Raw genomic sequence first — 23,112 nt, 5'->3', positions numbered from 1 at the left:
CTCTCAATGTTTTCGCAATCAAAACGCCATCCGAGAAATAGACCGGATGGCGTGAGATCTGCTTCAGCGGTGGCTAGAGCTTGATCTGCCGCAAGCGCAACGCATTGCTGATAACCGACACGGAGCTGAAACTCATGGCGGCGGCAGCGAAGACCGGATGCAACATCCAGCCCGTCACGGGATAGAGGATGCCGGCTGCTAGTGGTACGCCCAGCGCATTGTAGATGAAGGCGAAGAACAGGTTCTGCCGGATGTTGCGCATGGTCGCCTGGCTCAGGCGGCGCGCACGCAGGATTCCGCGCAGATCACCCCGCAACAGCGTGATGCCGGAGGTTTGCATGGCAATATCGGTGCCGGTGCTCATGGCAATTCCAACATTTGCCTGAGCAAGCGCAGGTGCATCGTTGATGCCGTCTCCGGCCATGGCGACGACTCTTCCCTGCTTTTGCAGGCGTTGGATGACCTCAGCCTTGCGCTCCGGAAGCACCTCGGCTTCGAACTCGCGGATGCCTAACTTGCGCGCGATGGCTTCGGCCGTCGTGTGGCTGTCACCTGTAAGCATGACCACATGCAGGCCTTCGCGTGTGAGGTCTTCGAGTGCGATCGCGGACGTGGGCTTGAGCGGATCGGACACTCCGAAAAGGCCGACCAGCACACGATCAGAAGACAGGTAGAGCACCGTCTGCCCATTATTACGCATGGCTTCGGCACGGGAGGCAGCCTCTGGAGAGATGGTCACGCCCAGTTCCTGCATAAGCGTGATGTTCCCAATCGCGATGTAGCGTGCATCGACATCGCCAAGGACACCGCGCCCGGGCCGCGACTCGAAGCGCTCGACACGATGCGGGCGGAGCTGCGCGGCTTCCGCGGCATGAACAATGGCCGCTCCGAGAGGATGCTCACTCATGCTCTCGATACTGGAAGCCCACTGAACGAGGTCTTCTTCATTGTTGTGGCGAGTGAGAACAACGACCGACTCGAGCGTGGGACGGCCCTGAGTAAGCGTGCCCGTCTTGTCGACTACGATGGTGTTGACGCGCTCCATAGCTTCCAATGCTTCGGCGTTCTTAACGAGCACGCCGGCACGGGCGCCACGTCCGGTGCCGACCATGATCGCCATTGGCGTGGCAAGTCCAAGCGCGCAAGGGCAGGCGATGATGAGCACCGCTACGGCGTTCACCAGCGCATGCGGCAATGCGGGAGCGGGGCCGAAGGCAAGCCAGGCGATGAACGTGATGAGAGAAATGGCAACAACGACAGGGACAAACACAGCCGAAACCTTGTCGGCCAGCCGCTGAATCGGAGCGCGGCTTCGTTGTGCTTCGCTGACAAGCTTTACAATTTGCGCCAGCACGGTTTCGCTGCCGACGTGCTCGGCGCGCATCAGGATGGAGCCATTACCGTTGACACTCGCTCCTATGACACTATCGCCCACATTCTTCTCGACGGGTAGCGATTCGCCGGTGACGAGCGATTCATCCACAATGGTGCGCCCGTCTAGCACGCGTCCATCGACAGGAATTTTCTCGCCGGGGCGTACTCGAAGCGACTGACCGACGGTGACCTGATCGAGTGGGATGTCGTGCTCGCGTCCATCGGACTCGACAACACGGGCCATCTTGGGCGAGAGATCGAGCAGCGCACGAATGGCACTGGAAGTTCGTCCACGCGCACGCAGTTCCATCACCTGACCGACGAGCACGAGGATGATGATGGCAGCGGCTGACTCGAAATACACGGCAGGCTGCGAATGATGCGCCTGGTGCGGAAACATCTCGGGCCAGAATGTTGCGATGGCGCTGTAGAAGTAGCTCGCGCCTACGCCGATTCCGATCAGGGTAAACATGTTGGGGCTGCGGAATTTGATGGAGGCGATTGCACGCTGGAAAAACGGCAGTCCTCCCCAAAGCACAACCGGAGAAGCCAACAGTAGTTGCACCCACGCGACTTTATTTTCGTTGAGCGCATGCTGAAGCGGCGTCGCCATGTGCAGCATTGCAAGCACGAGCAGAGGCACTCCGAAGGCGATGCTCACCCGCAAGCGGCGAGTCATGTCCAACATCTCGGGGTTGGGAGTATCGACACCGGTCACCGTGCGCGGTTCTAGATCCATGCCACACTTGGGGCACTGGCCGGGGTGGTCTTGAACGACCTCTGGATGCATGGGGCAGACGTACTCGGTGGTGGATGTCGGCTGCAGAGTTTCCGGCTCGAGAGCCATGCCGCAGGAGGGACATGCGGCTGGTACCGGCGACCGCACCTCGGGACACATTGGGCAAATGTATGCGGTGGCTTCCTGCTGCTTCTTCGGCCCGGGCGCAGCGGCGATGGTGGCCGTGGCAAATGCCGGTGCGGCGGTCTGCGATGCCGGACGGATTCCGCCGAGCATGATGTCGGGCGGGTTCCCTGATCCCTTCATGGGGCCGAGATTGATATGCGAGAGATCGGATTTGGGGGCGAGATACTTCTCCGGATCAGAGCGGAAACGTTCGTTGCACTTCGGATTGCAGAAGAAGTATTCGGTGCCGTTATATACGTAGGAGCCACCGCGAGGAGAGGCTGTGTCCACCATCATCCCGCATACTGGATCTTTCGCTTTCGTCTGCGGCTGAGATGGATTGCCGCTCGGGGTAACAGGACGGGGCACGTCGGAGGATGCTCTCATTGCTCCAAGATTGATTTGGGCGAGACTGAATGCGGGCTTCGCAAGGAACTTCTCAGGCTCTGACCGGAAGCGTTCATTGCACCTCGGATTACAGAAAAAATACTCGGTGCCGTTATAGACGTAAGAGCCACCGCGAGGAGAGGTGGTATCCACCGTCATCCCGCATACCGGGTCTTTTGCATGAATGTCGTGCAAGGATAAATTCCCTTTCAGTACGCGCGTAAGGACCGGAATTGGAGCCAATACACGGCGCTACTCACTGAATGTATGATAGATCGTAAGCACACCAGACGAATATCGTCTGGCAAAGATGCCGAGGAATCAGGATGACCAACGTCGAAGTCAACTATAGCTATGGGATGTCGCCCGATGAGGCAGTGATGCGGGGTATTGACACCATCCGCGAGGTGTATGGGATTCGTCGTTTGAAGTTCAATGAGGAAGCGCGAACCGTCTGCGTGGAATACGATGCGACGCGCTTGAATCCAGCTACCATCGCGAACCTGCTGCGTCGTTCCGGGCTGGATTTGAAGTATCCCTCGTAGCAATTAGAAAGGGCCCTGCCTGAAACGTTGGCAAGGGCCCTTTCATGCGCCACTTCGTCTTGCCTTCTGTAATTGCACGCCCCATGCCAAACCCTGCTGCGCCCAAAATGAATGGCTTAGAGCCGGTCGTACAACTCCTGGCCGGAAAACTTTGCCCGGTTGCGTAGATTCGACATACCCGGACTACAGATTCGCGAGCCAGACAACTCTGAAAGGTTATCCACAGAGCGGGGGCCCTGCAGGTTGCGAAGGCAGCTAAGGTATTGTTATATTGAGTTTGGTCGTTGGCAACAACGACGCAGCCAAACAGGATGCGCCCTTAGCTCAGCTGGATAGAGCGACTGACTACGAATCAGTAGGCCGGGAGTTCGAATCTCTCAGGGCGCACCATTTAAGTTTGCTTAGGCCCGCGAGGGCCTTTTCGCTTTTGCGAAGAAAATCACCCGAAGAGGGTTTGGATTCAAATCGAAATGAAGGTTTTGATCGCGACGTCGAACAAAGGTAAGCTGCGTGATTTTGCAGGAGCAACGTCCGTCTATGGAATCGTGGTGGAAGCGCTGGCGAACCTCGACAACATTCCCGAACCGATCGAGGACGGCCTTACGTTTGAGGAGAATGCTCGGAAGAAGGCCGAATACTACAGCCGGTTTGCACCCGGTGAACTGGTGCTGGCCGACGATTCAGGACTCGCAGTCGATGCTCTGAAGGGCGAACCGGGGGTACATTCAGCGCGTTACGCTGCTTTGGCTGGCGGTTCCGGTCCTGAAGAACTCGATGGCAACAGCAAGGACGAGGCAAACAATGCCCGCCTGCTGCGCGAACTGGATGCAGTGTCCGACGGAGATCGCAGCGGACGATTCGTATGCGTGATCTCTGCCGCGCGGGACGGGCACGAGGTGCAACATTTCCGGGGCGAAGCTGAAGGTGTCATCCTGCGCGAGCCCCGAGGCCACATGGGATTCGGCTATGACCCGCTGTTCTACTTCCCTTCCATTGGGAAGACGTTTGCGGAACTCTCGCCAGATGAGAAATCGCACTACAGCCATCGAGGAGCTGCGCTGCGAACTTTCCTCGAGTGGGCACGACAGCCGCAGAATTAGCCCTGCCGCGCTTGAGTGCGTTCCCTTTCCAATTCGCGCGCAAACATTTTGCTCGCATCGATCACGATGAAGGTTCCGCGGCTGCGCGCCAGAACAGCGCCGTTTGAATCGCGGATCTCTCCTGTGTTATGGAGTTCACGCCCTTCTTCGCGAAGGTTGCGCCCCTCGGCTACGAGAGGAACATCGAGCGGAACTGGACGGAAATATTCCACCTCCATGCGACGCGTGAGTGCGACCTTGCGCTTCAGCTTATTTGCTTTGCCCATCGCCTCGTCGAGAATCGTGGCAATAATGCCGCCGTGCGCATGGCCGGGAGGCCCGACAAATCTGCTGTCGAGTTGGAACTCGCAAAGATAGCTCTGGCCATCAGGCGCCAGCGCAAACTTTAGCTGGAGGCCATCGGGATTACCTGGGCCGCAGCCAAAGCATCCATCTCGCTGCCAGGTTACCGTGGGTACGTCGTGATCATGGGCGTTCATCTCTTGCGTCAAGCTCCGCGATCAGAGTGTAACAATTCGATTCAGCGCAGACGAGTTTGGATTCTGATCCAGTAATCACTGAGGAAAACTGTCCGGGGCTGAATTTATTTTCAGCGGCGGGAGCCTTTTTCAGCATCTAGGAAGGAGATGGCTGGCATGGTTTCGCGCTCTTCAAACAAGCCCGTTCCCGGTGGCGGCAATCGGGGTCCGTTTCCTCCTGAGCCTTCTGGTGGTGGAGGCGGCGGTGGCGGTCGCGGCGACGGTGATGGTTTCCATGGTTTCAGGCAGCAACTGAAGCGTTACAGACTCGGGTTGCTGTTCACGATCGCCTCGATCGTGATGTTATTTATCTCGTTTACCACCCTTTTCGTGGCGCGCCGGGGTGCGGGAAAATTCGATCCGCTGACCGGAGGTTTCCAGAGCGATTGGAATCCCGTGTCGCTCCCGATGAAGATTTTATTGATCAACACCGCTGTGTTGCTGCTGAGCAGCTTCGCAGTGGAAATCGCGAGACGAGCGGCACGGATTGAATCCATCCTGGTGCCTATGAGCACCATCCCCGGCGTCCAACCCATCAAGCAAACATCGCTGATGTGGGTTTGGGGTACGACGGCGGCGGGGTTCCTCTTCCTCGTCGGCCAATATGTTGCATGGCAGACGCTGCATACACACGGAGCATTTCTTGACAGTGGGCCGGCGAGCACATTCTTCTTCCTGCTCACGGGGACGCACGCTCTGCACTTGACGGCCGGCTTGGCTGTTCTGCTGTACGCGTGTCTCGCCTCGGGACCGCGCCATTCTCTTGAACGACGATGCATCACGCTGGACGTGACCGCGTGGTACTGGCACTTCATGACCGCTATGTGGATGTACGTATTGCTGGTTCTGAAACTGATGGATTAAGACTTGGGCGCGGAATTTGGAGCGGCTGCAAGGCGCGAACTATAATAGTGAGATTCGGTATACGGCGGATTGCGACTATGGGATGTGTCGTCGCATTCGGCACGACGGACCGTTCCCACTATGTCCAAGGAAGCAATCGTAGTCCGCGGTGCGCGGGTTCATAATCTCAAGAACATCGACTTCGATATTCCCCACAACTGCCTTACGGTTGTGACCGGAGTGTCCGGAAGCGGCAAGTCTTCGCTCGCATTCGATACGATCTATGCCGAGGGACAGCGGCGTTACGTCGAGTCCCTCTCGGCTTACGCACGCCAGTTCCTGGAACGGATCGAGAAGCCAGAGGCCGACCTGATTGATGGCATCGCGCCCGCAGTGGCGATCCGCCAGAAAAACCAGACACGCAATCCTCGTTCTACGGTCGCGACCGCGACAGAGATCTACGACTACCTGCGCCTGCTCTTTGCCCGAATCGGAAGGACTTTTTGTCCGCAGTGTGGGCAAGAGGTAAAGAACGACACGGTGGATGAGGTCGCAGATCGCATTCTCGCACTGGGTGATGGCGCTCGCATTCAAGCGCTCTTTCCACTGCTGCAAATGGCACCGAAGAAGCCAGAAGAGGGCGAGAAGAAAACTCGCGGCAGAAAGAAGAAACAGCCGGAAGTCGATCCGATTGCGGGTCTCAAAGAGAGATTGTTCGAGTTGAGGAAGCGCGGCTTCAACCGCCTGTTCCAGAATGGCGAGGTCTTTGAATTTTCAACTCCAGAGTCGCTGCTGGATATTGATTTCAGCAAGCCGGTGTACATTCTGCTGGATCGTATCGTGGTCGATGCTGAATCCCGCTCGCGCATTGTAGATGCCATCGAAAGCGGATACCGCGAGGCTGGCGAGGTCATCTTCGAGACCGCACCGAGCGAGGGCGAGCCTCAGAGAATGCGGTTCTCGCAGCGTTTCGAGTGCAAGGACTGTCATCTGCGGTTCGAGCATCCCGAGCCTAGGCTGTTCTCGTTCAACAACCCTTTCGGCGCCTGTCCTCGTTGCCAGGGATTTGGAAACACCATCGACTTCGACATGGAACTAGTGATTCCAGACAAGTCGAAGACACTGGCCGAAGGCGCGGTAGAGCCCTGGACGAAGCCGAAGTATCGGCCTCTAGGCACTGAGTTGCGCCGGGTAGCGCGTGCGGCCGGGATTCCTCTGGACGTGCCCTGGTCGAATCTTCGCAAGGATCAGCAGAGGTTCATTCTCGAAGGAGATGGAACCTGGTACGGCGTCCGCGGCTTCTTCGAGATGCTGGAAAAGAAGAAGTACAAGCTGCATGTGCGCGTGTTTCTCAGCCGATATCGTGGTTACTCTCTTTGCGGCGAGTGCGGAGGGGCGAGACTGCGAAAGGATGCGCGCTTGGTAAAGATCGGAGGGCTGGACATTTGCCAGGTGTGCTGCAAAACGGTCGAGGAAGCAGCGCGATTCTTTGAGGAGCTAAAGCTTACCCGCGAAGAGTCCGACATAGGCGGCAAACTGCTTGAGGAGATCCGCGACCGGCTGCGTTTCCTGAACGAAGTTGGGCTTGAGTACTTGACGCTGGATCGCCTGTCCTCAACGCTAAGCGGAGGCGAGGCCCAGAGGATTCAACTCGCGACTTCGCTTGGCTCACGCCTCGTTGGCACACTGTACGTGCTGGATGAGCCTTCCATCGGTCTGCACAGCCGCGATACGGCGCGCCTGGTTCACATTCTCAAAAGCCTGCGCGACCTCGGAAACACGATCCTGGTGGTGGAGCACGACCCCGAGGTGATGACGGCGGCCGATGAAATTCTCGACCTCGGGCCGGGAGCGGGCGAGCATGGCGGAAGGCTCATCGCGAACGGCAGCTATGAACATATTCTGGCCAACCACAAGTCGCTCACCGGCAGATATCTGAGTGGCGATTTGCAGATACAGATTCCTCAGCAGCGCAGGCAGCGCGGCAAGCAAGCACTGCATTTGCGTGATGCTCGCGGACACAACCTGAAGGGGGTGGATGTGACGATCCCGCTCAACATGCTGGTGGCTATCACAGGCGTCTCGGGATCGGGAAAGAGCACGCTCGTACACGATGTGCTCTATCAGCGCCTGGCTGAGATGAAACGGCAGCCGACGGGCACTCCAAGTGAAGGCGCGGGTGCGGAACTCGATGGCGAGCAGTGGGTCGACGGCGTGCAATTGGTGGATCAGTCACCAATTGGGCGCACTCCACGTTCGAATCCGGTTACCTACATCAAAGCATTTGATCCCATTCGAGAGCTCTTTGCTTCCCTGCCCGAATCGGTGAAGCATGGCTACACGGCAGGACACTTTTCGTTCAACATTCCGGGGGGACGCTGCGAAACCTGCTCGGGCGATGGAACGGTCACGGTCGAGATGCAGTTCCTGGCAGACGTAGAGCTAATCTGCGAAGACTGCAAAGGCACGCGCTATAAGCCGGAAATACTTGCCATCAAGTACCGCGGAAAGAACATACACGAAGTCTTGAACCTGACGGTGAAAGAGGCGCTCGGGTTCTTCAGCGGCGTGCCGAAGCTGATGGACAAGTTGCGTGTTCTGGAGGAAGTGGGACTTGGATACCTGCGCCTGGGGCAGTCGGCCACCACACTGAGCGGCGGCGAAGCGCAACGAATGAAGCTGGCGGCCCATCTGCAACCACAGTCGCGCGACACTCTGCATAAGAATCCTGACGGCACTACGGCCAAGCGGAAATCGCACACGTTATACATATTCGACGAACCTACGACTGGGCTACATTTCGACGATGTAAGCAAGCTGCTGGCCGCATTCAAGAAGCTGATCGACGCCGGCGGTTCGATTATCGTGATCGAACACAATCTTGACGTCATCAAAGTCGCGGATTGGGTGATCGATCTCGGACCCGAAGGTGGCGAGCGAGGCGGAGAGATTGTGGCAACCGGAACACCGGAAGAGATTGCGGCCAATCCCCGCTCCTATACCGGACAGTGGCTGCGCAAGGTGCTTCCCTTGCCGGCGGTGATGTCGTGAGAAGGCGGGTTGCGGTTGCCGCAGCGACTTTGCTGATTGCCACTTCCCTGTTCGCGCAAAAGGCGCAGCACAGCGGCACGAAAGAGGCTGCTCCCATCGTTCAGGCCGAGGCCGCGATGGACCAGCAGCGATGGCCCGAAGCAGAGGCAGTCTTGAGGAAGTTGGTAGCGGCCAATCCCAAAGACGCCCGCGCATGGTTTGACCTTGGCTACGTCATGCACGCCCAGCAAAACTACTCTGAGGCGATTGCTGCCTATCGAGGTGCTGTAGCAGCCCAGCCTGATAGTTTCGAATGCAATCTGAACCTTGGGCTTATGCTGGCACACGAAAAGCAGCCGGATGCATCTAAGTACCTGGAGGCGGCAACACACTTGAAGCCCACAGGCGAGCATCCTCAGCAATCGCTTTCGCGCGCATGGTCCGCGCTGGCGGAGTTGCAGGCGGCGAAGTCTCCTCAGAGCGCATTGGATTCCTGGTCGCATGCTCTTCAACTTGCGCCAAACAACGTTCAGATACGTTTGGAGTATGGCTCCGCCCTCGAGAAGGCTGGCGACAATGCGGGAGCTGAGCGGGAATTTCGCAAGGCAGAGGAACTGGCTCCCGACTCGATGGAGCCTGTCGCGGCACTGTCAAACCTGTTTATGCGTACGCAGCGCTTGGCTCAGGCGGAAGAGAGCTTGAGAAAACTTGCTGCGCGAACACCTCAGGACGAGGCGACGCACCTTCAACTTGGACGCGTGCTCAGTGCGGAAAAGAAAGACTCAGAGGCCGCGGCTGAATTGCAGAAGGCCGTCGTGCTTCGGCCCGACGATTGGGATGCGGTGCGGGAACTTGCCTTCGTTCAGGAGCGCGCAAAGGACTGGACTGCCGCAGAAAAGAATTACCGCGCTCTGCTCGCTCATTTTCCAAACGACCCGGAGGTACACAATGGGCTCGGGTCGGTGCTGCTGAGGCAGTTGAAATATGCAGAGGCAGAGAACGAGTTTCTGATCTGTATTCGCCTGAAACCGAACTGGGGCGAAGCCTATGGACAACTGGCGCTGGCGGCTTCGGGCAACAAGAACTATCCGCTAGCAATCAAGGCGCTGGATCAGCGCGGCAAGTTTTTACCAGAACTGCCGAGCAGCTACTTTCTTCGCGCGACTTGCTATGACCACTTAAAGCAATTCGACCAGGCGGTCGAGAACTACAAGGCTTTTCTGGCAGCATCCAACGGGCAGTTCCCGGACGACGAATGGAAGGCCCGGCATCGGCTGGTTGCGATTGAGCCCGAAGCAAAAAGGAAGAAATGAACGCGGCACTACGTCCGACAACTCATCTGCTTGTCGCCCTGTCGATAGCAGTCTTTGTTGCGGCGACCTATGCGCAAGCGCAGAGCACCGCGGAGCTACAGCAGCGGGCCGACGCTGCGCACGGGGCTGATTGCGCGCACCTGAGCTTACAGGCAGCCTGGCACCTGCTGGAAGATGCAAACCACCAATTCGAGGTGGGAAGTCTCAAAGCCGCCCACGAAGGCATTGACGCCGCAGTTCGCTATGCGACACGCGCTGTTGACTGTTCTCTGGAGACTCGCAAGGCTGAGAAGAGCACAGAAATCGAGCTTCGCAAGCTGATTCGCCGAATGAAGGACGTGTTGCAGACGTTGGACTCTGAAGACCGTCCCCACCTTTCGCGATCCATCGAAGAGCTAGAGAAACAGCGCGACCGCGTGTTGCGCGGACTGTTTGGCGCGGCCGCCTCTGGCGGAACGACGGAGAAGAAGCCATGAAGATAGTGACAGTCGTTCTATTGTGCATATGTCTAGGCGCGCAGGCTCAGGTTCGTCGCGACCCGCTGAATTCCCGCGAAATTGAACAGATGCGTGACACGGCGCAGGATCCCAAAAAGCGGATTGAGCTGCTTTTGTCTTTTTCGCGCGAGCGAATGCTTGCAGTAGAGCGCTTGCGCAGCAGCACGAAGCCCGGAGTTGACGATGACGGTCGGGTGGCCGATCTGCTCGGCGATCTTGCGGTGCTCATCGATGAACTGGATAACAATCTGTCCATGTACAACGGGCATAGCGAGGATCTGCGCCGTCCGTTGCACCACGTAATCTCGACGGAGGAGGAGATGCAGCGCAAGTTAGAGGCTATCTCGCAAAACGCCTCCCCGCTGCAAAAGCGCCGGATCGCCGCTGCGGTAGAAGATGCAACAGATTCGCTTAAGACCAGCACCGAGAGCGCTAAGGCCATGCTCGCCGACCAGATCGAGAAGAAAGGTGAAGAGAAGAACAAAGAAAAGCTCGACCGTGAGGATGCGAAGCAGCAACAGCCGCCTCCGTCGAGCGACGCCGAACGTCACCTGCCGCCCGACTATACAGGAATGGGCGGCGCTGGCCGGAGGCAGGGGCCGCACTAAAACAATCTGCGTAATTCACAGTAGTGAGGCCGAGCTGCGCATCTGGTAATCTGGACTGGCTTTGAAGGAATCGTTGCTGCCACTACTGCATGAGACGTACCGGGAACTCCGGCCACGCGCGCCTATCCCTGAATTTGACCTGCAGTTCTACCCGTTTGCGAATATCAACAACACGATTCGTCTCGCGGATGGGCGGTTGAAGGTGCGGCTTTCGGACCTGCTGGAAGGTGCGCCGGAGCCGGTGTTGAGGGCCATTGTGCACATCCTCCTGGCCAAGATCTATCGCAAACCTATCGATGCAGCACACACCTCGCGTTATCGCCGATACATAAGCTCGCACAACATGATGGAGAAGGCACAACAGGTGCGGCAATTGCGCGGGCGCAAGCGCCTGGAATCCGCACAGGGCCGCTATTACGATCTGGACGAGGTTTTCGAGTCGCTGAACACGCAATTCTTCTTTGGGCTGCTAGGGCGACCTCAGATGAGCTGGAGTGCGGAGAAAGCGCGCCATCTGCTTGGGCATTACGATCCGGCACATAATGCCATTATCATCAGCAAGGTGTTCGATCAGGCGCGCGTTCCACGATTCGCGGTGGAGTACATCGTTTATCATGAAATGCTTCATCTGAAACATCCCGTGCGCATGCGTGGCAGCCGGCGCTGCGTTCACGGCAAGGAATTTCGCGCGGACGAGGCAGCCTTTCCTCACATCGAGGAAGCAAAGCTCTTCCTGAAAACGCTATGAAACTAGGTGCGGTAGCGACCCAGATCGTCGTCGCTTAGCCCTTCGAGCCAACGGCGTAGATCGTCTCCGGTGATTCGCCCTGTAGAACCGGTTGCGATTCGCGAACTCTGAAGCACGTCCTCATCGACGTAAATAGGGCAATCGGTGCGCATTGCAAGCGCGATAGCATCGGAAGGGCGCGAGTCGATCATGATGGGCTCGCCGTCGCGTGTCGCCCATATCACGGCATAAAACGTATCGTTGCGAAGCTCGGTGACGACCACGCGCTCAATCTTTGCTCCCAGACCGGTGATGGCGTTCTTGAGCAGATCGTGCGTCATTGGGCGCGGAGGCGAAACCTTTTCGATCTCCAGCGCGATGGCGTTGGCCTCAAACACTCCAACCCAGATCGGCAGTACGGAATCACTGTTGACGTCCTTGAGAACGATGATGGGCATGTTGGTTGTGGGATCCAACATGAGTCCGCGAATTCTCATTTCGACTTCCACTTGATCCTCCCTGTACCGATAAGCTCTCGGGGTCAGACGATCCTGAAGAGCGGTCGAGAAACCGGCACCTCTACTGCTGAAACCATCTCGCCTACCAGACTATTAGGATGCGCGCGAACGACTCGCACCTCGGCGTAACTGCCAACGCCGGGCTTCGCCATGCCGTCGGGAACCGTGAAATTCAGAGTCTTGTTCTGCGACGTACGCCCGGTCACCTGGTTGCGCGCGGGTTGGAAGCCTTCAACCATCACCTCGAGCACTTCGCCTACATGCCCGGCGTAGTTCTTGCGCTGTATCTCGCGCTGGCGATCGTTGAGAATCGCGAGGCGCTGTGTCTTCTCCTCTTCAGGTATCGCATTCTGCATGGAGATCGCTGGAGTGTTCGGGCGAGGCGAATACTTAAAGCTAAAGATGCCGTCATATTGCACTTCGTCCAGTAATGTAACCGTCTGCTCGAAATCCTGCGGAGTTTCGCCCGGAAAGCCGACGATGATGTCGGTAGTGATCGAAATCTTCTTATTCTTTGCAGAATGTATCCACGCGATACGCTCCAAGTACTGCTCGCGTGTATATTCGCGAGCCATGGCGGAGAGCACATTGCTCGAACCACTCTGTACTGGCAGATGGACGTGATCGCACAGGGTCGGAACCGAGTCGATAGCCTCAACAATCTGTCGCGTGAAATGCCGGGGGTGAGACGTGGTGAAGCGTACACGGCGAATCCCGGGAACCTGCCCAACCTCTGCCAGCAATTCCGCAAAATTAAAGCGCCCGAGCGGATCACGATAGGAATTCACGTTTTGCCCGAGTAGCTGAATCTCTGTAAGCCCGCTGTCCACAATGCGACGTGCTTCTTCCAGCACGGAATCAGAGGTGCGGCTGCGCTCGCGTCCTCGCGTGTATGGCACGACGCAGTAGGCGCAGAACTTATCGCAGCCCTCGATAATCGTGATGTACCCACGATGAGGATTGGTGCGTGCTGTGAAATCCGTCTCGAAGGTTTCTTCCGTGTTGCGGTCATCGAGGCCAGTCGCGCGCTCGCCATGCTCGATCTGCAGCAGCATCTCGGGAAGATTGCGATAGCTGGCCGATCCCGCTACAAGGGACACGTGGGGTGCACGTTCGAAAATGCGCTCGCCCTCTTGCTGGGCGACACAGCCAATGACTGCGAACTTCTTGCCTGCCTTTTGCAGTTGCTTGAAGTCGGCCAGACGATGGAAAACCTTCTGTTCCGCTTTGTCTCGAATGGAGCAGGTGTTGTAGAAGATCAGGTCGGCCTCTTCGACGGATTGCACCTGCCGGTATCCCTGCGACACCAGGGACCCCGCGACCTTCTCCGAGTCATGAAAGTTCATCTGGCACCCGAAGGTCTCGATGAAGAATGTCTTTTGCTGTTCGGAACTCACGCCCACAATCCTTCGAATGTTGTTGCTATGGCACGGCATCGCTGTGCCCTTTCGGCCATTATCGCAGATTCAAGTCAAAACGCTCGACAGGCTAAGAAGAGAGCGGCAGTATGGAACCTGTGCATAACCGAAGTTGACGAAAGCTCTTTGAGTATCTATCATCAAAAACGTTGTTGATAGTCTCAAAAGACTTTTTGAGTTGCCCCCTCGTTCAATGGTAGGACATCTGCCTCTGGAGCAGGTTATCGGGGTTCGAATCCCTGGGGGGCAGCCAACAGCAACTCTTCCCTTCTCCTCTCTTCAGTGAACCCAACATAAGCTCTCTTCTAGTGCTTCGGAACGTATAGTCGCGCGCATCGTACTTGTTGATGCGAGCGGCTATTCCGAATGACACACAGATGTGAGATTCGCATTGGCACGTCAGGTTGGCACTACAAGCACTGGGTCGGACGTTTTTACCCGGAGCGTTGCTCGTCCGCAGCAATGCTGGAGTTCTATCTAAAGTACTTTGATACGGTCGAGATCAACAATAGCTTTTACAAGCTGCCAAATATTGAGACCTTCCGATCTTGGGAAGCTGCCACTCCTTTGAATTTCCGCTTTGCAGTAAAGGCCAGCCGCTTCATTACTCACAACAAAAAGCTCAAAGACCCAGAACACGCACTGAACAATCTCCTGCCCAGGGCTGAGGTGCTGGGAGCAAAGCTTGGGCCCGTTTTGTTTCAACTCCCGCCAAAATGGCAGATAAACGCCGAGCGCCTGGAACAGTTCCTTACGGCGCTTCCTCCGTATCATCGATATGCATTTGAGTTCCGCGAGACGAGTTGGAACACGCAGCCGATTTACGATCTGCTGCGGAATTTCAACGCAGCTTATTGTGTGTACGAACTTGGCGGATATCACTCTCCTATCATGGTCACCGCGGATTGGGCTTACGTTCGGCTGCATGGTCCCGGCGGAAAATACCAGGGGAGCTACTCCAGCGAGAAGCTTGAGCAATGGGCCATGTGGATTGCCGAGTGGAGTCAGGAACTCAAGGCTGTGTACGTGTATTTTGACAATGATGATTCAGCATACGCTGCCGCGAATGCATTGGAGTTGAAGCGCATGGTTGGCGAGCGTCGGACTGCTTCGCGCACACCCAGCGCAGCCTGACTTCTTTCATATCGCTCGCCGCCGCGCGGTCATCCTGCCCTGGGCGCCTTTCATCTGAACGAAAAGAATTCTGATGCGGGCGAGGTAGTTACATCGTAGTTACATCGCTAGGCGGTGGCACAACGGCAGCATAGTTGGGAAGCCGGGTGCGGCGCTCTACGCAGCTTCTGCCTGACGCAGGAGCTGCGCTACTTTCTTCAAATCCGCCGTGAGCATATCCATCATTTCGCCCCGTGCTTTCTCGTCCGGAGCGCGCAGGATAGCCGAGGGATGCAGAGTCGCCATGGTGTGTACGGCCATCGGCGACTGGACCCACTCGCCGCGCTGCTGCGTCACGCGAAACTTGTTGCCAAGCAATCCCTGTGCGGCGGTGGCGCCGAGTAGCACAACCACCTGCGGTTTGACGACGGCCATCTCCGCTTCGAGCCACGGACGGCAGGCAGTTATCTCAAGCTGGTTGGGCTTCTTGTGAATGCGCAGTTTGCCGCGCGGCTCCCACTTGAAGTGCTTCACCATGTTCGTTACATACACATCATTTCGATCGATTCCTGCCGCCTCGAGAGCTCGATCAAGCACGGCTCCAGCGGGCCCGACGAACGGCTTGCCTTGCAGGTCCTCTTTGTCTCCTGGTTGCTCCCCGACGAACATCACATGAGCGAGGCGGCTACCTTCTCCGAACACAGTCTGGGTTCCGGTCTTCCAAAGATCGCATGCGCGGCACCCGGCCGCTGCGTCGCGCAGTGTATTCAGTGTCGGATTAGGCGGGATGAGTGGCGCTGCCGTACTTTGAGGTACTCGAGGCATGTGATTGAGATGCGGTCAACATGCGGGCAGCTGTTCACCGGCTATCGGAACCACAACGACCAGACCACATCCACCAGAGTGTGCGTCGTGCTCGAGGCGAGCAATTGACGCTGCTCGCGCCATGCTCGTCCGTAAAACACACCTGCAATGGTGGCCAGAATGACATAACGCCAGTTGAAGAGCGCGCCTTTATTGAAATGCGCTAGCCCAAACAGTACGCTGGCAAGCGCGAGCGCGCCAAGGCGCCCGACCCGCGGCTCCAACAAATTTTGTAGAATGCCGCGAAAGAAGACTTCCTCCGGGACTGCGGTCAACAGAAACGTGACCAGCAGGCCTACCGCCATATGAGCAACGGAGTGTACACGCGGATGAAAGCTGATGAAGTGAAGTGCGAAGCCGATGCCCAAGGCAAACGGCATGAACAAAAGCCATTCGCGAGCCGCAATTCTGAATGCGCTCGTCTCCGGCCGGAACGAGTATCCAGTCCCTTCCACTCCCCTCACCACGAGAAAAGCGTACAGCGCGATGTCGCACAGATAGAGCTTCGGAAGGCTGCCCAGTCCGGGATGCGCCCACGCTCCGCTAAAAACCCTCAACTCGAGCAGCAGAGCCAATGCGAGAAGCACGACGACGTCTTGCCAGTAGAGCTTTTGTATTTTGGGTGCCAGAGCGAGAATTGCGCTGAGAGCCACCGGAGTCAATGCCAGGGCTAGCGCAAATTGCCACTGAGATTCTCCGAGCGGCATCGCATATAGCAGGTATGGAATGACGCTCACAACCGGGGCAGCCACCCGCATCCAGGTAGCAGGCAGTGCCAAACGTAGCCACGGGGCGGCTCCGAAAGCAAAGAACCAAAGTGGAGCGAGCAGCAGCGCAAATCCCGCAAAGGCCGGAACCAGTGGAACCGACAAAGAGCGCGCCCACGGCAACGTTTGCAACTCGAGCCAGAATGCAACGAGTAACAAGGCAAAGGCCGTGGGTACAAGTGTACGGCGAAGCGAGGTGGGCAGCGTTTCGTTCACACACCCTCCGGCAATGAAACTGCTCAGAGTAGGATGATGGAACGGTCAGGCTCGTCCAGCAAATTCTCGAGTTTCGGTCGAAACTTTCACCTTTTCGCCTGTCTTGATGAACGGTGGAACACGAATTTCAATGCCCGTCTCAAGTGTTGCAGGCTTGGTCACAACACCGCTCGATGTGTCGCCCCGGGAGCCCGGCTCGGTATAAGTCACTTCCAATTCCACGTGCGGCGGCAACTGCATTCCGATCGGGTTGCCGTTGTACTTCATCAACTCGATCATTGCGCCCTCGACAAGGAAGTCGAGCGCATCGCCCATCATGTCCTCCGAAAGAGTGATGGTCTCGTAGCTCTCCTGATCGAGGAAGTGCGATCCATCTCCATCGCTGTAAAGGTAGGAGGCCTGTACGGTCTGCAGGTCGGGATCTTTGAACTTATCGCTTGCCTTGAACGTTCTATCGAACACGGCGCGGGTAATTAGGTTGCGCATCTTGAGGCGAACCAAGGTTTGGGCTCCGCGCGCAGAAGGCGTATTCACTTCCGCATCCAGGCAGAGATAAGGAGTGTTTTCAAATTCGAAGAACATCTTGCGCTTTACATCGATGGCGTCAATCAGTGCAGCCATAATCCCTCAATCACTGGCCGAACGGGAGTCACCTCCGCTCCGGCTCTCGTTGTAAGTAGTGCAACGATCTCTAGGATATCAGCTACGCAGCCACCACGAGCTCAGCCAGTTTCAGCGAGTGGACAAAGACGGCTCATAGAGCTTCAAGCAATCGCTCGCGGCTTATAAACTCTCGTGCGATCAGGCTAACGTCTCTCTTCTCGCCATCCGCAGCGTAGTTCATCTTGCGCATCTGCCCAGCGCTGATCTTTCCCGCCAGCCGCGAGAGAACCTGCAACAGTTGCGAATGTTCTTGCAGCGACGATGGCCTGACAATGGGCACAGCATCGTAGGGAGAAAAATACCGGCGATCATCCTCAAGCACTTTGAGCGAGAGCACGTCGATCAAGCCGTCGGTATTCGCACCGACGATTACGTCCACTCTCTTGGCCTGAATCGCACGGTAGAGCAAGCCCAGATCCATGACCCGGGGCGCTTCGGCAAATTGCAATCCGTAGGTGCTCGCCAGCCCTTTGAAACCATCCTGACGTTCGAGGAATTCGTAACCAACTCCGAGCCGCAACTGCGGAGCAACCTTTGCAAGCTGCGATAGCGTGGACACTCCGAGATGCTGCGCATCCTCGCCCCGCATGATGATCGCAAAGCTGTTGTTGAACCCTAGTGGCTCGGCCACTTGCAGGTTGAATCGGCGGGAATACTCTCGTCGCACTTGCTCGAGCGCAGCTTGATGGTCCTTTACCGGCGGTTGCTTGAGAATTGCTCCCAGCGCGGTCCCGGTGTATTCAATGTAGGTATCAATACGTCCTGCAAGGATCGCCTGTTGACAGATGTATGTGCCTGCGAGATAGAACCTGCGTTCAACTGGGATGCTGGAGCTCCGCTCCAGCACTTGCGCAATGAGTTCTCCCAGGATCAGTTGCTCGGTGAAGTTCTTCGTGCCTATCGCGATCTGCCGCGTTCGGGAGACGCACCCCGACATGGTCATAGCAATCAGACCAGCGGTGAATGTACGCCGATCCATTGTCAGTGAATCCTGCGCTGCACGAGCCTTTGCAGCAGCCCCAGCGCGAAGTCAGCAACCAGAGCCATGAGCGCGGCCGGAACAGCCCCAGCGAGTATCACATGCGTATCCACCATGGCGAGGCCGCGAAATATGAACTCGCCCAAACCTCCCGCGCCGATTGCAGCAGCAATGGTTGCGACGCCTATGGTGATGACGGTAGCGACGCGCACTCCGGTCAGAATCACTGGAGTCGCCAAGGGCAATTCAACGTGCCACAGCAGTTCCCCTGAGGTCATACCAACGGCGGCGGCGGCTTCTCGCACCGGAGCATCTACCCCCGTGATTCCGACATATGTGTTGCGAACCACCGGCAGCAGCGCGTAGAGAACGAGCGCGAGCACCGTCAAACGACTCGCGCGAACTCCCAGCCAGGGCAATGGGAGCAATAGCCCAAATAGCGCGAGGCTGGGGATTGTCTGGATGACATTGGTTAAGCCAAGCACCACCGCCCGCAATCGCGGCTGCCTCGTGAGCAGGATGCCGAGTGGCACACCAACCGCAATCGCCAACGTCATGGAAACCACCACGAGCCACAGGTGCTCGACCGTGAGGGTTGCGATTTCACGATGATGGTTGCGCAGAAATTCAAGCACGTTTATTTACCTTCGAACCTGGATCTGCTGTGCCGTCCTGAATGCCTCGAGATACGGCTTCACACGGTCGTTATCTGAATCCACAAACTCCGCGGGCGTATATACGCCAACCAGCGTGCCCGCCTCCATCAGAGCGATCCGAGAGCCGAGCAGCAATGCCTCGCCTACATCGTGGGTTACGAACACGATGGTCTTCGCTAGTCGTGTCTGTAACGACTTGAACTCGCGCTGAATCTCCGAACGAGTGATTGGATCGAGTGCGCCGAAAGGTTCATCCATCAGCAGAATCGCCGGATCGGCTGCCAAGGCCCGAGCCAGACCTACGCGCTGGCGTTGACCTCCCGACAACTCATCTGGATAACGTCGTGCGAATTCACCTGCAGGCAGCCCGACAACCTGTAGCACCTCGGCCACCCTTGCGGCGATGCGTTGCCCATCCCATCCTTCGAGCCTCGGGACAATGGCGACATTCTGTTCCACCGTGTAGTGCGGAAAGAGGCCAACATCTTGGATGGCGTAACCAATGCGACGGCGCAGCTTGATCGCATCCCATCGCGTCGTCGCAGTCCCTTCTACACGCACTTCGCCGGATGTCGGCGACAGCAACCGGTTGATGAGCTTCAGAGATGTAGTCTTGCCCGAGCCGCTTCTTCCCAGCAGCATCAAGCTTTCACCGGAATGAATGGAAAGGTTCAGGTTCTCGAGGAGTTCGCGCCCGGAATCCACGCGATAGTGCACGTTGATGAACTCCACCACGGGTTCAGCGCGCTCGCTCATTGACAGTAAACGAAAGGCCGCGATGCTCTACGGCAATGCGGCCCGGATATTGCTCTGCGTACGAAAACTACTCGCCTACATTAAGAGCGCGTTTAAAGGAGCCACGCTCATTCGCGATTTTCTCCTGCAACAAGGTAATTGCGTAAATAAGTTGCTCTGGACGCGGTGGGCAGCCGGGAACGTACACGTCCACCGGTATCCACTGATTGACGCCCTGCACGATCGCATAGTTCTGAAACACACCGCCCGACGTAGCGCACGCGCCCATCGAGATGACCCATTTCGGCTCGGGCATCTGCATGTAGAGCTGGCGGATCACCGGCGCCATCTTCTGCGAGACGCGACCCGCGATGATCATCAGGTCCGATTGACGCGGCGAAGGACGAAACACCTCGGCACCGAATCGCGCGATATCAAATCTCGACGCTCCCATAGCCATCATCTCGATAGCGCAGCAGGCGAGGCCGAAAGTCATTGGCCAGATTGAGTTCTTGCGGACCCAGTTCACGGCTGAGTCAAGCGTCGTGAGGATGAGGCCTTCCTGCTCGTGGCTGCCGCCATAAGTCACCTGCGCAATGCGCGCGGGACTCTGTGGATCACCGGCCAGGGCCTGGAAGCGCTCGATTCCCGTAGTATTCTTTTCCATCAGTCCCCCACTGAACTGGCAATTGTAACAACGGACAGGGTTAAGCGCCACTCCTGAGCTCACCCGTAAACGCTACTAGCCTCCCGCGTCGGCTCCTGCTACCTTAGGGCTATGCACAGCCCGGGTGTTTGCGGCGTAATCTTGGCCTCTGACCATATAGACGCGAATAACGCACAGACGACTCTCTCTGCCGTCGCGGGGTTGATCGATGCGCTCACGGCTGATACGGATATGGTGGTGGTGGCTGCCGCATGCGGAGCAGAAGCCCTCGAGCCACTTGCCTGGGCTCGCGCAGCGTACTTCCTTCAACTTCCGGCAGAGGCGAGCGCTGCCGATGCTCTGCGCGCCGCCTTGCAAGAAGTCTTGAGCCGCGGCCGTGATGCAGCTTTGGTCACTTCCCACTCGAATGCCAATCTCACAGCGGAGATGGTGCGGAGAATGATCGCCGCTTACAGTGCAGCGGGAGACGAAGTCTGGGCGGTGCTGCCTGATTCCGCCACTCTGGAAGGCAGGCCAATGCTGGTTGGGCGCAGCATGATCGAGGCTTTTCTTCGCTCCCGGAGCTGGAGCTCTGCCGAAGAGATACTCGCAGCCAATCGCGAGCATCTTCTGTATCTTGCCGCCGAAGTCACGGGTGCAGCTCTGCCTTCAAAATAGCTTTCCTAATGGCCCAAAGTTCAAGTCAGGAGTTTTCGTTTGAGTCATAGCTCTGCCAGCCGTAGTTCCTTTCAATTTGTGCAACAGGTTCTTGAGACACGTCCGGCAATTGCGGTCTTTGACTGCGATGGCACCCTGTGGGCAGGTGATTCAGGTTCGGAGTTCTTCTACTGGGAGATCGAAAGTGGCTATATTCCCCCAGAGGTTGTTCCTGCCATTAAGCAACGCTACAACGAATATCTCGCCGGACGCGTCGATGAACTTTCAATTTGCGGCGAGATGATCCAGATCAACAAGGGCGTGTTGCTCGAAAAACTGCACCAAGGCGCGCGCGATTTCTTCCGCAGCGCGTTCGCTTCGCGAATATTCCCCGAAATGCAGGAGCTGACACACAAACTCGCGGCACAAGGTTGCGAGGTGTGGGCGGTTTCGAGCACCAATAACTGGGTGGTCGAGGCAGGTGCCGAAGTATTCGGCATACCCGCTGAGCGGGTGCTCGCCGCCACGCTCGCCGTCCAAGAGGGACGGATCACGGACCGCCTTCTGCGCGTTCCGACCGACGAGTTAAAGCAGGCCGCCATCGAAGAGGTGATTGCACGTCCGGTGGACGCCGTTTTCGGAAACTCAATGCACGATTTTGCAATGCTCGAGAAGGCCAAGACACCCTACGCAATTCATCCCAATCCTGACCTCGAGGCAAAGGCGCTGGAGCTAGGTTGGAATATATATTGGCCACAGAAGCCGCTATAGTCGCTATTACTAGCACCTCGGGGCCGCGGGAGGCGGCCTTTCCATATGCGCATAGTTTCCTTGCAACCGAGCATCACGGTGACGCTCGCAGGATTGGGAGCCCTCGATCAGGTGGTCGCCTGCACTCGCTACTGCAAAGACGTGTGTCCCGAGATTGTGAAGGGCCAGCAGGTCGTCATCGAGGATTCGTGGTCGGCCAACACAGAGCAAATCATGGCGGCTCATCCCGACGTGGTGATCGCCTCTGTACCCTATCGCCTGGAGTCGCTTGCAGCCATCCTGCGTGCGGGGGTACGCGTGATTGCGTTGGCTCCGAAATCGCTGGCCGATGTTTATGGCGACATCCGCGTGCTCGCCGCAATCGTGGATCAGTATGTCGCCGGTGAAAAACTGATCAGCGGGCTTCAGGATGAAATTGCGCAGACACGCGAAGCGACGGGTGGACGTCCGGTGCAACGCGTTTTCTGCGAGGAATGGGGCAAGCCCTTGATTGCATCGCAGCGATGGGTCGCCGAATTGGTCGCCGCCGCTGGGGGTGTGGCCATCGGAGCGCCCGGCGAGCAGATTACGGCAGCCGCAGTCGCCACTCAAAACCCCGACGTTGTCCTCGCCGCCTGGTGCGGTGCAGGAGATCGCGTTCCGCTGCAAAAGCTGGCACTTCGCGATGGGTGGATTGGCATCCCTGCCGTGCGGCATCGCCGAATCTACTGCGTAGCAGATGAGTTGTTTAACACGCCCGCCCACACGTTGATCGGAGGATTGCGCGCCATTCGCTGGGCGCTGCACCCCGATCTCTATAGCCGCCCGATGGGAATTCGCACGCTTGATGACGGAGTGAAAGTTGCCTGAGAGCCTTCTGCTGAAACAGGTCGTGGCCGGAGTTCTAGTCCGCGGCGAACAATTGCTCATTTGCCAACGTCGAGACGATCAGCCGTTCGCTCTGCAATGGGAGTTTCCGGGCGGCAAAGTCGAAGCCGGTGAAGACTTCGCCAGCGCTCTCTCGCGTGAGTTGCGCGAGGAACTTGCGATCGAAGCAGTCATAGGTCCTGAGATCGCCACCGTTCGCCATCAGTACGCCGAGGGACTCGGTGTCGAGTTGCACTTCTTCGTGGTCAGGCAATTCACGGGCAAAATACGGAACCAGATCTTCCGAGAAGTGCGATGGGAGCATCGCTCTGCGCTCGAAGCCGAAAGCTTTCTCGAAGCGGACCGAGCCATTGTCGCGCAGATTCGAGCAGGCAAGCTGGCCTGATCTGGCGATCC

Annotated in this window: 24 protein-coding genes and 2 tRNA genes; 15 read left to right on the top strand and 11 right to left on the bottom strand. The window is 57.3% G+C overall.

Annotated features, from left to right (window positions below):
- Positions 1 to 73 precede the first annotated feature (73 nt).
- On the bottom strand, positions 74 to 2,860 hold the full coding sequence (locus AC6IY8_RS06245; protein ID WP_497777879.1) for a heavy metal translocating P-type ATPase: 2,787 nt from the start codon (positions 2,858 to 2,860) through the stop codon (positions 74 to 76).
- A gap of 131 nt (positions 2,861 to 2,991) precedes the next feature.
- On the opposite strand from AC6IY8_RS06245, the gene AC6IY8_RS06240 reads away from it, so the two are divergent.
- The 3 genes from AC6IY8_RS06240 to rdgB all read left to right on the top strand — a co-directional run bounded on the left by AC6IY8_RS06240 (position 2,992) and on the right by rdgB (position 4,310).
- Positions 2,992 to 3,210, top strand: coding sequence for a hypothetical protein (locus AC6IY8_RS06240; protein WP_497777878.1), 219 nt, complete (start codon positions 2,992 to 2,994; stop codon positions 3,208 to 3,210).
- 313 nt (positions 3,211 to 3,523) lie between these two features.
- Positions 3,524 to 3,600: transfer RNA gene (locus AC6IY8_RS06235), tRNA-Arg, on the top strand.
- An 80-nt stretch (positions 3,601 to 3,680) separates the two neighbouring features.
- Positions 3,681 to 4,310 (top strand): RdgB/HAM1 family non-canonical purine NTP pyrophosphatase, encoded by a 630-nt coding sequence (gene rdgB, locus AC6IY8_RS06230; protein ID WP_497777877.1) that lies wholly within the window; start codon positions 3,681 to 3,683, stop codon positions 4,308 to 4,310.
- Here rdgB and AC6IY8_RS06225 read toward each other — a convergent pair.
- On the bottom strand, positions 4,307 to 4,789 hold the full coding sequence (locus AC6IY8_RS06225; protein ID WP_497777876.1) for a PaaI family thioesterase: 483 nt from the start codon (positions 4,787 to 4,789) through the stop codon (positions 4,307 to 4,309). The two genes, rdgB and AC6IY8_RS06225, sit on opposite strands and share 4 nt — an antisense overlap.
- Positions 4,790 to 4,945: 156 nt before the next feature.
- On the opposite strand from AC6IY8_RS06225, the gene AC6IY8_RS06220 reads away from it, so the two are divergent.
- The 6 genes from AC6IY8_RS06220 to AC6IY8_RS06195 all read left to right on the top strand — a co-directional run bounded on the left by AC6IY8_RS06220 (position 4,946) and on the right by AC6IY8_RS06195 (position 11,867).
- Positions 4,946 to 5,692 carry a cytochrome c oxidase subunit 3 gene (locus AC6IY8_RS06220; RefSeq protein WP_497777875.1) on the top strand — a complete coding sequence of 249 codons (747 nt, stop codon included), beginning with the start codon at positions 4,946 to 4,948 and terminating at the stop codon, positions 5,690 to 5,692.
- A 120-nt stretch (positions 5,693 to 5,812) separates the two neighbouring features.
- A complete protein-coding gene (uvrA, locus tag AC6IY8_RS06215; RefSeq protein WP_497777874.1) occupies positions 5,813 to 8,722 on the top strand; it encodes an excinuclease ABC subunit UvrA in 2,910 nt (969 codons plus the stop codon).
- Positions 8,719 to 10,014, top strand: a complete 1,296-nt coding sequence (locus AC6IY8_RS06210; RefSeq protein WP_497777873.1) for a tetratricopeptide repeat protein — start codon at positions 8,719 to 8,721, stop codon at positions 10,012 to 10,014. Before uvrA ends, AC6IY8_RS06210 begins: the two co-directional genes overlap by 4 nt.
- Positions 10,011 to 10,490 (top strand): hypothetical protein, encoded by a 480-nt coding sequence (locus AC6IY8_RS06205; RefSeq protein WP_497777872.1) that lies wholly within the window; start codon positions 10,011 to 10,013, stop codon positions 10,488 to 10,490. The genes AC6IY8_RS06210 and AC6IY8_RS06205 overlap by 4 nt, the downstream gene beginning before the upstream one ends.
- Entirely contained in the window at positions 10,487 to 11,119 is a 633-nt protein-coding gene (locus AC6IY8_RS06200) for a hypothetical protein (protein ID WP_497777871.1), read from the top strand. The genes AC6IY8_RS06205 and AC6IY8_RS06200 overlap by 4 nt, the downstream gene beginning before the upstream one ends.
- A 73-nt stretch (positions 11,120 to 11,192) precedes the next feature.
- A complete protein-coding gene (locus AC6IY8_RS06195; RefSeq protein ID WP_497777870.1) occupies positions 11,193 to 11,867 on the top strand; it encodes a SprT-like domain-containing protein in 675 nt (224 codons plus the stop codon).
- 2 nt (positions 11,868 to 11,869) lie between these two features.
- Here the strand turns inward: AC6IY8_RS06195 and AC6IY8_RS06190 are convergent, their stop codons facing one another.
- Positions 11,870 to 12,343, bottom strand: coding sequence for a bifunctional nuclease family protein (locus AC6IY8_RS06190; RefSeq protein WP_497777869.1), 474 nt, complete (start codon positions 12,341 to 12,343; stop codon positions 11,870 to 11,872).
- 44 nt (positions 12,344 to 12,387) lie between these two features.
- Complete coding sequence (gene miaB / locus AC6IY8_RS06185) at positions 12,388 to 13,800, bottom strand: tRNA (N6-isopentenyl adenosine(37)-C2)-methylthiotransferase MiaB (RefSeq protein WP_497777868.1); 1,413 nt, start codon at positions 13,798 to 13,800, stop codon at positions 12,388 to 12,390.
- A gap of 161 nt (positions 13,801 to 13,961) precedes the next feature.
- Between miaB and AC6IY8_RS06180 the strand changes: the two genes are divergently transcribed.
- Positions 13,962 to 14,035, top strand: a tRNA-Gln gene (locus AC6IY8_RS06180).
- A gap of 113 nt (positions 14,036 to 14,148) precedes the next feature.
- Positions 14,149 to 14,916 carry a DUF72 domain-containing protein gene (locus tag AC6IY8_RS06175; RefSeq protein ID WP_497777867.1) on the top strand — a complete coding sequence of 256 codons (768 nt, stop codon included), beginning with the start codon at positions 14,149 to 14,151 and terminating at the stop codon, positions 14,914 to 14,916.
- A gap of 156 nt (positions 14,917 to 15,072) precedes the next feature.
- Here AC6IY8_RS06175 and AC6IY8_RS06170 read toward each other — a convergent pair whose 3' ends face one another.
- From AC6IY8_RS06170 to AC6IY8_RS06140, 7 genes are all read right to left on the bottom strand, one after another.
- A complete protein-coding gene (locus AC6IY8_RS06170; RefSeq protein ID WP_497777866.1) occupies positions 15,073 to 15,720 on the bottom strand; it encodes a UdgX family uracil-DNA binding protein in 648 nt (215 codons plus the stop codon).
- Between the two features lie 41 nt (positions 15,721 to 15,761).
- On the bottom strand, positions 15,762 to 16,742 hold the full coding sequence (locus AC6IY8_RS06165) for a CPBP family intramembrane glutamic endopeptidase (protein ID WP_497777865.1): 981 nt from the start codon (positions 16,740 to 16,742) through the stop codon (positions 15,762 to 15,764).
- Positions 16,743 to 16,787: 45 nt separating this feature from the next.
- The gene (gene efp, locus AC6IY8_RS06160) at positions 16,788 to 17,363 is read right to left on the bottom strand and encodes an elongation factor P (RefSeq protein WP_497777864.1); all 576 of its coding nucleotides are present in this window, start codon (positions 17,361 to 17,363) and stop codon (positions 16,788 to 16,790) included.
- Positions 17,364 to 17,496: 133 nt separating this feature from the next.
- Positions 17,497 to 18,384 carry a glycine betaine ABC transporter substrate-binding protein gene (locus tag AC6IY8_RS06155; RefSeq protein WP_497777863.1) on the bottom strand — a complete coding sequence of 296 codons (888 nt, stop codon included), beginning with the start codon at positions 18,382 to 18,384 and terminating at the stop codon, positions 17,497 to 17,499.
- Between the two features lie 2 nt (positions 18,385 to 18,386).
- Positions 18,387 to 19,019 (bottom strand): ABC transporter permease, encoded by a 633-nt coding sequence (locus AC6IY8_RS06150; RefSeq protein ID WP_497777862.1) that lies wholly within the window; start codon positions 19,017 to 19,019, stop codon positions 18,387 to 18,389.
- 6 nt (positions 19,020 to 19,025) lie between these two features.
- Positions 19,026 to 19,796 carry an ATP-binding cassette domain-containing protein gene (locus AC6IY8_RS06145; RefSeq protein ID WP_497777861.1) on the bottom strand — a complete coding sequence of 257 codons (771 nt, stop codon included), beginning with the start codon at positions 19,794 to 19,796 and terminating at the stop codon, positions 19,026 to 19,028.
- Positions 19,797 to 19,863: 67 nt separating this feature from the next.
- A complete protein-coding gene (locus AC6IY8_RS06140) occupies positions 19,864 to 20,442 on the bottom strand; it encodes an NADH-quinone oxidoreductase subunit B (RefSeq protein WP_497777860.1) in 579 nt (192 codons plus the stop codon).
- Between the two features lie 141 nt (positions 20,443 to 20,583).
- Between AC6IY8_RS06140 and AC6IY8_RS06135 the strand changes: the two genes are divergently transcribed.
- The 4 genes from AC6IY8_RS06135 to AC6IY8_RS06120 are packed head-to-tail and all read left to right on the top strand — an operon-like array spanning position 20,584 to position 23,101.
- Positions 20,584 to 21,099, top strand: a complete 516-nt coding sequence (locus AC6IY8_RS06135; RefSeq protein WP_497777859.1) for a hypothetical protein — start codon at positions 20,584 to 20,586, stop codon at positions 21,097 to 21,099.
- A gap of 39 nt (positions 21,100 to 21,138) precedes the next feature.
- Complete coding sequence (locus AC6IY8_RS06130) at positions 21,139 to 21,849, top strand: HAD family hydrolase (protein WP_497777858.1); 711 nt, start codon at positions 21,139 to 21,141, stop codon at positions 21,847 to 21,849.
- 45 nt (positions 21,850 to 21,894) lie between these two features.
- Positions 21,895 to 22,698, top strand: coding sequence for an ABC transporter substrate-binding protein (locus AC6IY8_RS06125; protein WP_497777857.1), 804 nt, complete (start codon positions 21,895 to 21,897; stop codon positions 22,696 to 22,698).
- Positions 22,691 to 23,101, top strand: a complete 411-nt coding sequence (locus AC6IY8_RS06120; protein WP_497777856.1) for a (deoxy)nucleoside triphosphate pyrophosphohydrolase — start codon at positions 22,691 to 22,693, stop codon at positions 23,099 to 23,101. The genes AC6IY8_RS06125 and AC6IY8_RS06120 overlap by 8 nt, the downstream gene beginning before the upstream one ends.
- Positions 23,102 to 23,112: the final 11 nt, after the last annotated feature.

The organism is Koromonas soli, assembly GCF_059726265.1.
The sequence above is the reverse complement of the archived record's forward strand: the minus strand, read 5'-3'. Positions and strand labels throughout refer to the sequence as shown.

What these genes read in the sequence shown, in the direction of transcription:
- AC6IY8_RS06170 (WP_497777866.1), bottom strand. Translation starts at nt 15,720, where the DNA reads ATGCCTCGAGTACCTCAAAGTACGGCAGCGCCACTCATCCCGCCTAAT.
- AC6IY8_RS06175 (WP_497777867.1), top strand. Translation starts at nt 14,149, where the DNA reads ATGACACACAGATGTGAGATTCGCATTGGCACGTCAGGTTGGCACTAC.
- AC6IY8_RS06190 (WP_497777869.1), bottom strand. Translation starts at nt 12,343, where the DNA reads ATGAGAATTCGCGGACTCATGTTGGATCCCACAACCAACATGCCCATC.
- AC6IY8_RS06155 (WP_497777863.1), bottom strand. Translation starts at nt 18,384, where the DNA reads ATGGATCGGCGTACATTCACCGCTGGTCTGATTGCTATGACCATGTCG.
- AC6IY8_RS06240 (WP_497777878.1), top strand. Translation starts at nt 2,992, where the DNA reads ATGACCAACGTCGAAGTCAACTATAGCTATGGGATGTCGCCCGATGAG.
- miaB (WP_497777868.1), bottom strand. Translation starts at nt 13,800, where the DNA reads ATGCCGTGCCATAGCAACAACATTCGAAGGATTGTGGGCGTGAGTTCC.
- AC6IY8_RS06220 (WP_497777875.1), top strand. Translation starts at nt 4,946, where the DNA reads ATGGTTTCGCGCTCTTCAAACAAGCCCGTTCCCGGTGGCGGCAATCGG.
- AC6IY8_RS06200 (WP_497777871.1), top strand. Translation starts at nt 10,487, where the DNA reads ATGAAGATAGTGACAGTCGTTCTATTGTGCATATGTCTAGGCGCGCAG.
- uvrA (WP_497777874.1), top strand. Translation starts at nt 5,813, where the DNA reads ATGTCCAAGGAAGCAATCGTAGTCCGCGGTGCGCGGGTTCATAATCTC.
- AC6IY8_RS06225 (WP_497777876.1), bottom strand. Translation starts at nt 4,789, where the DNA reads ATGAACGCCCATGATCACGACGTACCCACGGTAACCTGGCAGCGAGAT.
- AC6IY8_RS06205 (WP_497777872.1), top strand. Translation starts at nt 10,011, where the DNA reads ATGAACGCGGCACTACGTCCGACAACTCATCTGCTTGTCGCCCTGTCG.
- AC6IY8_RS06140 (WP_497777860.1), bottom strand. Translation starts at nt 20,442, where the DNA reads ATGGAAAAGAATACTACGGGAATCGAGCGCTTCCAGGCCCTGGCCGGT.
- efp (WP_497777864.1), bottom strand. Translation starts at nt 17,363, where the DNA reads ATGGCTGCACTGATTGACGCCATCGATGTAAAGCGCAAGATGTTCTTC.
- AC6IY8_RS06145 (WP_497777861.1), bottom strand. Translation starts at nt 19,796, where the DNA reads ATGAGCGAGCGCGCTGAACCCGTGGTGGAGTTCATCAACGTGCACTAT.
- AC6IY8_RS06125 (WP_497777857.1), top strand. Translation starts at nt 21,895, where the DNA reads ATGCGCATAGTTTCCTTGCAACCGAGCATCACGGTGACGCTCGCAGGA.
- rdgB (WP_497777877.1), top strand. Translation starts at nt 3,681, where the DNA reads ATGAAGGTTTTGATCGCGACGTCGAACAAAGGTAAGCTGCGTGATTTT.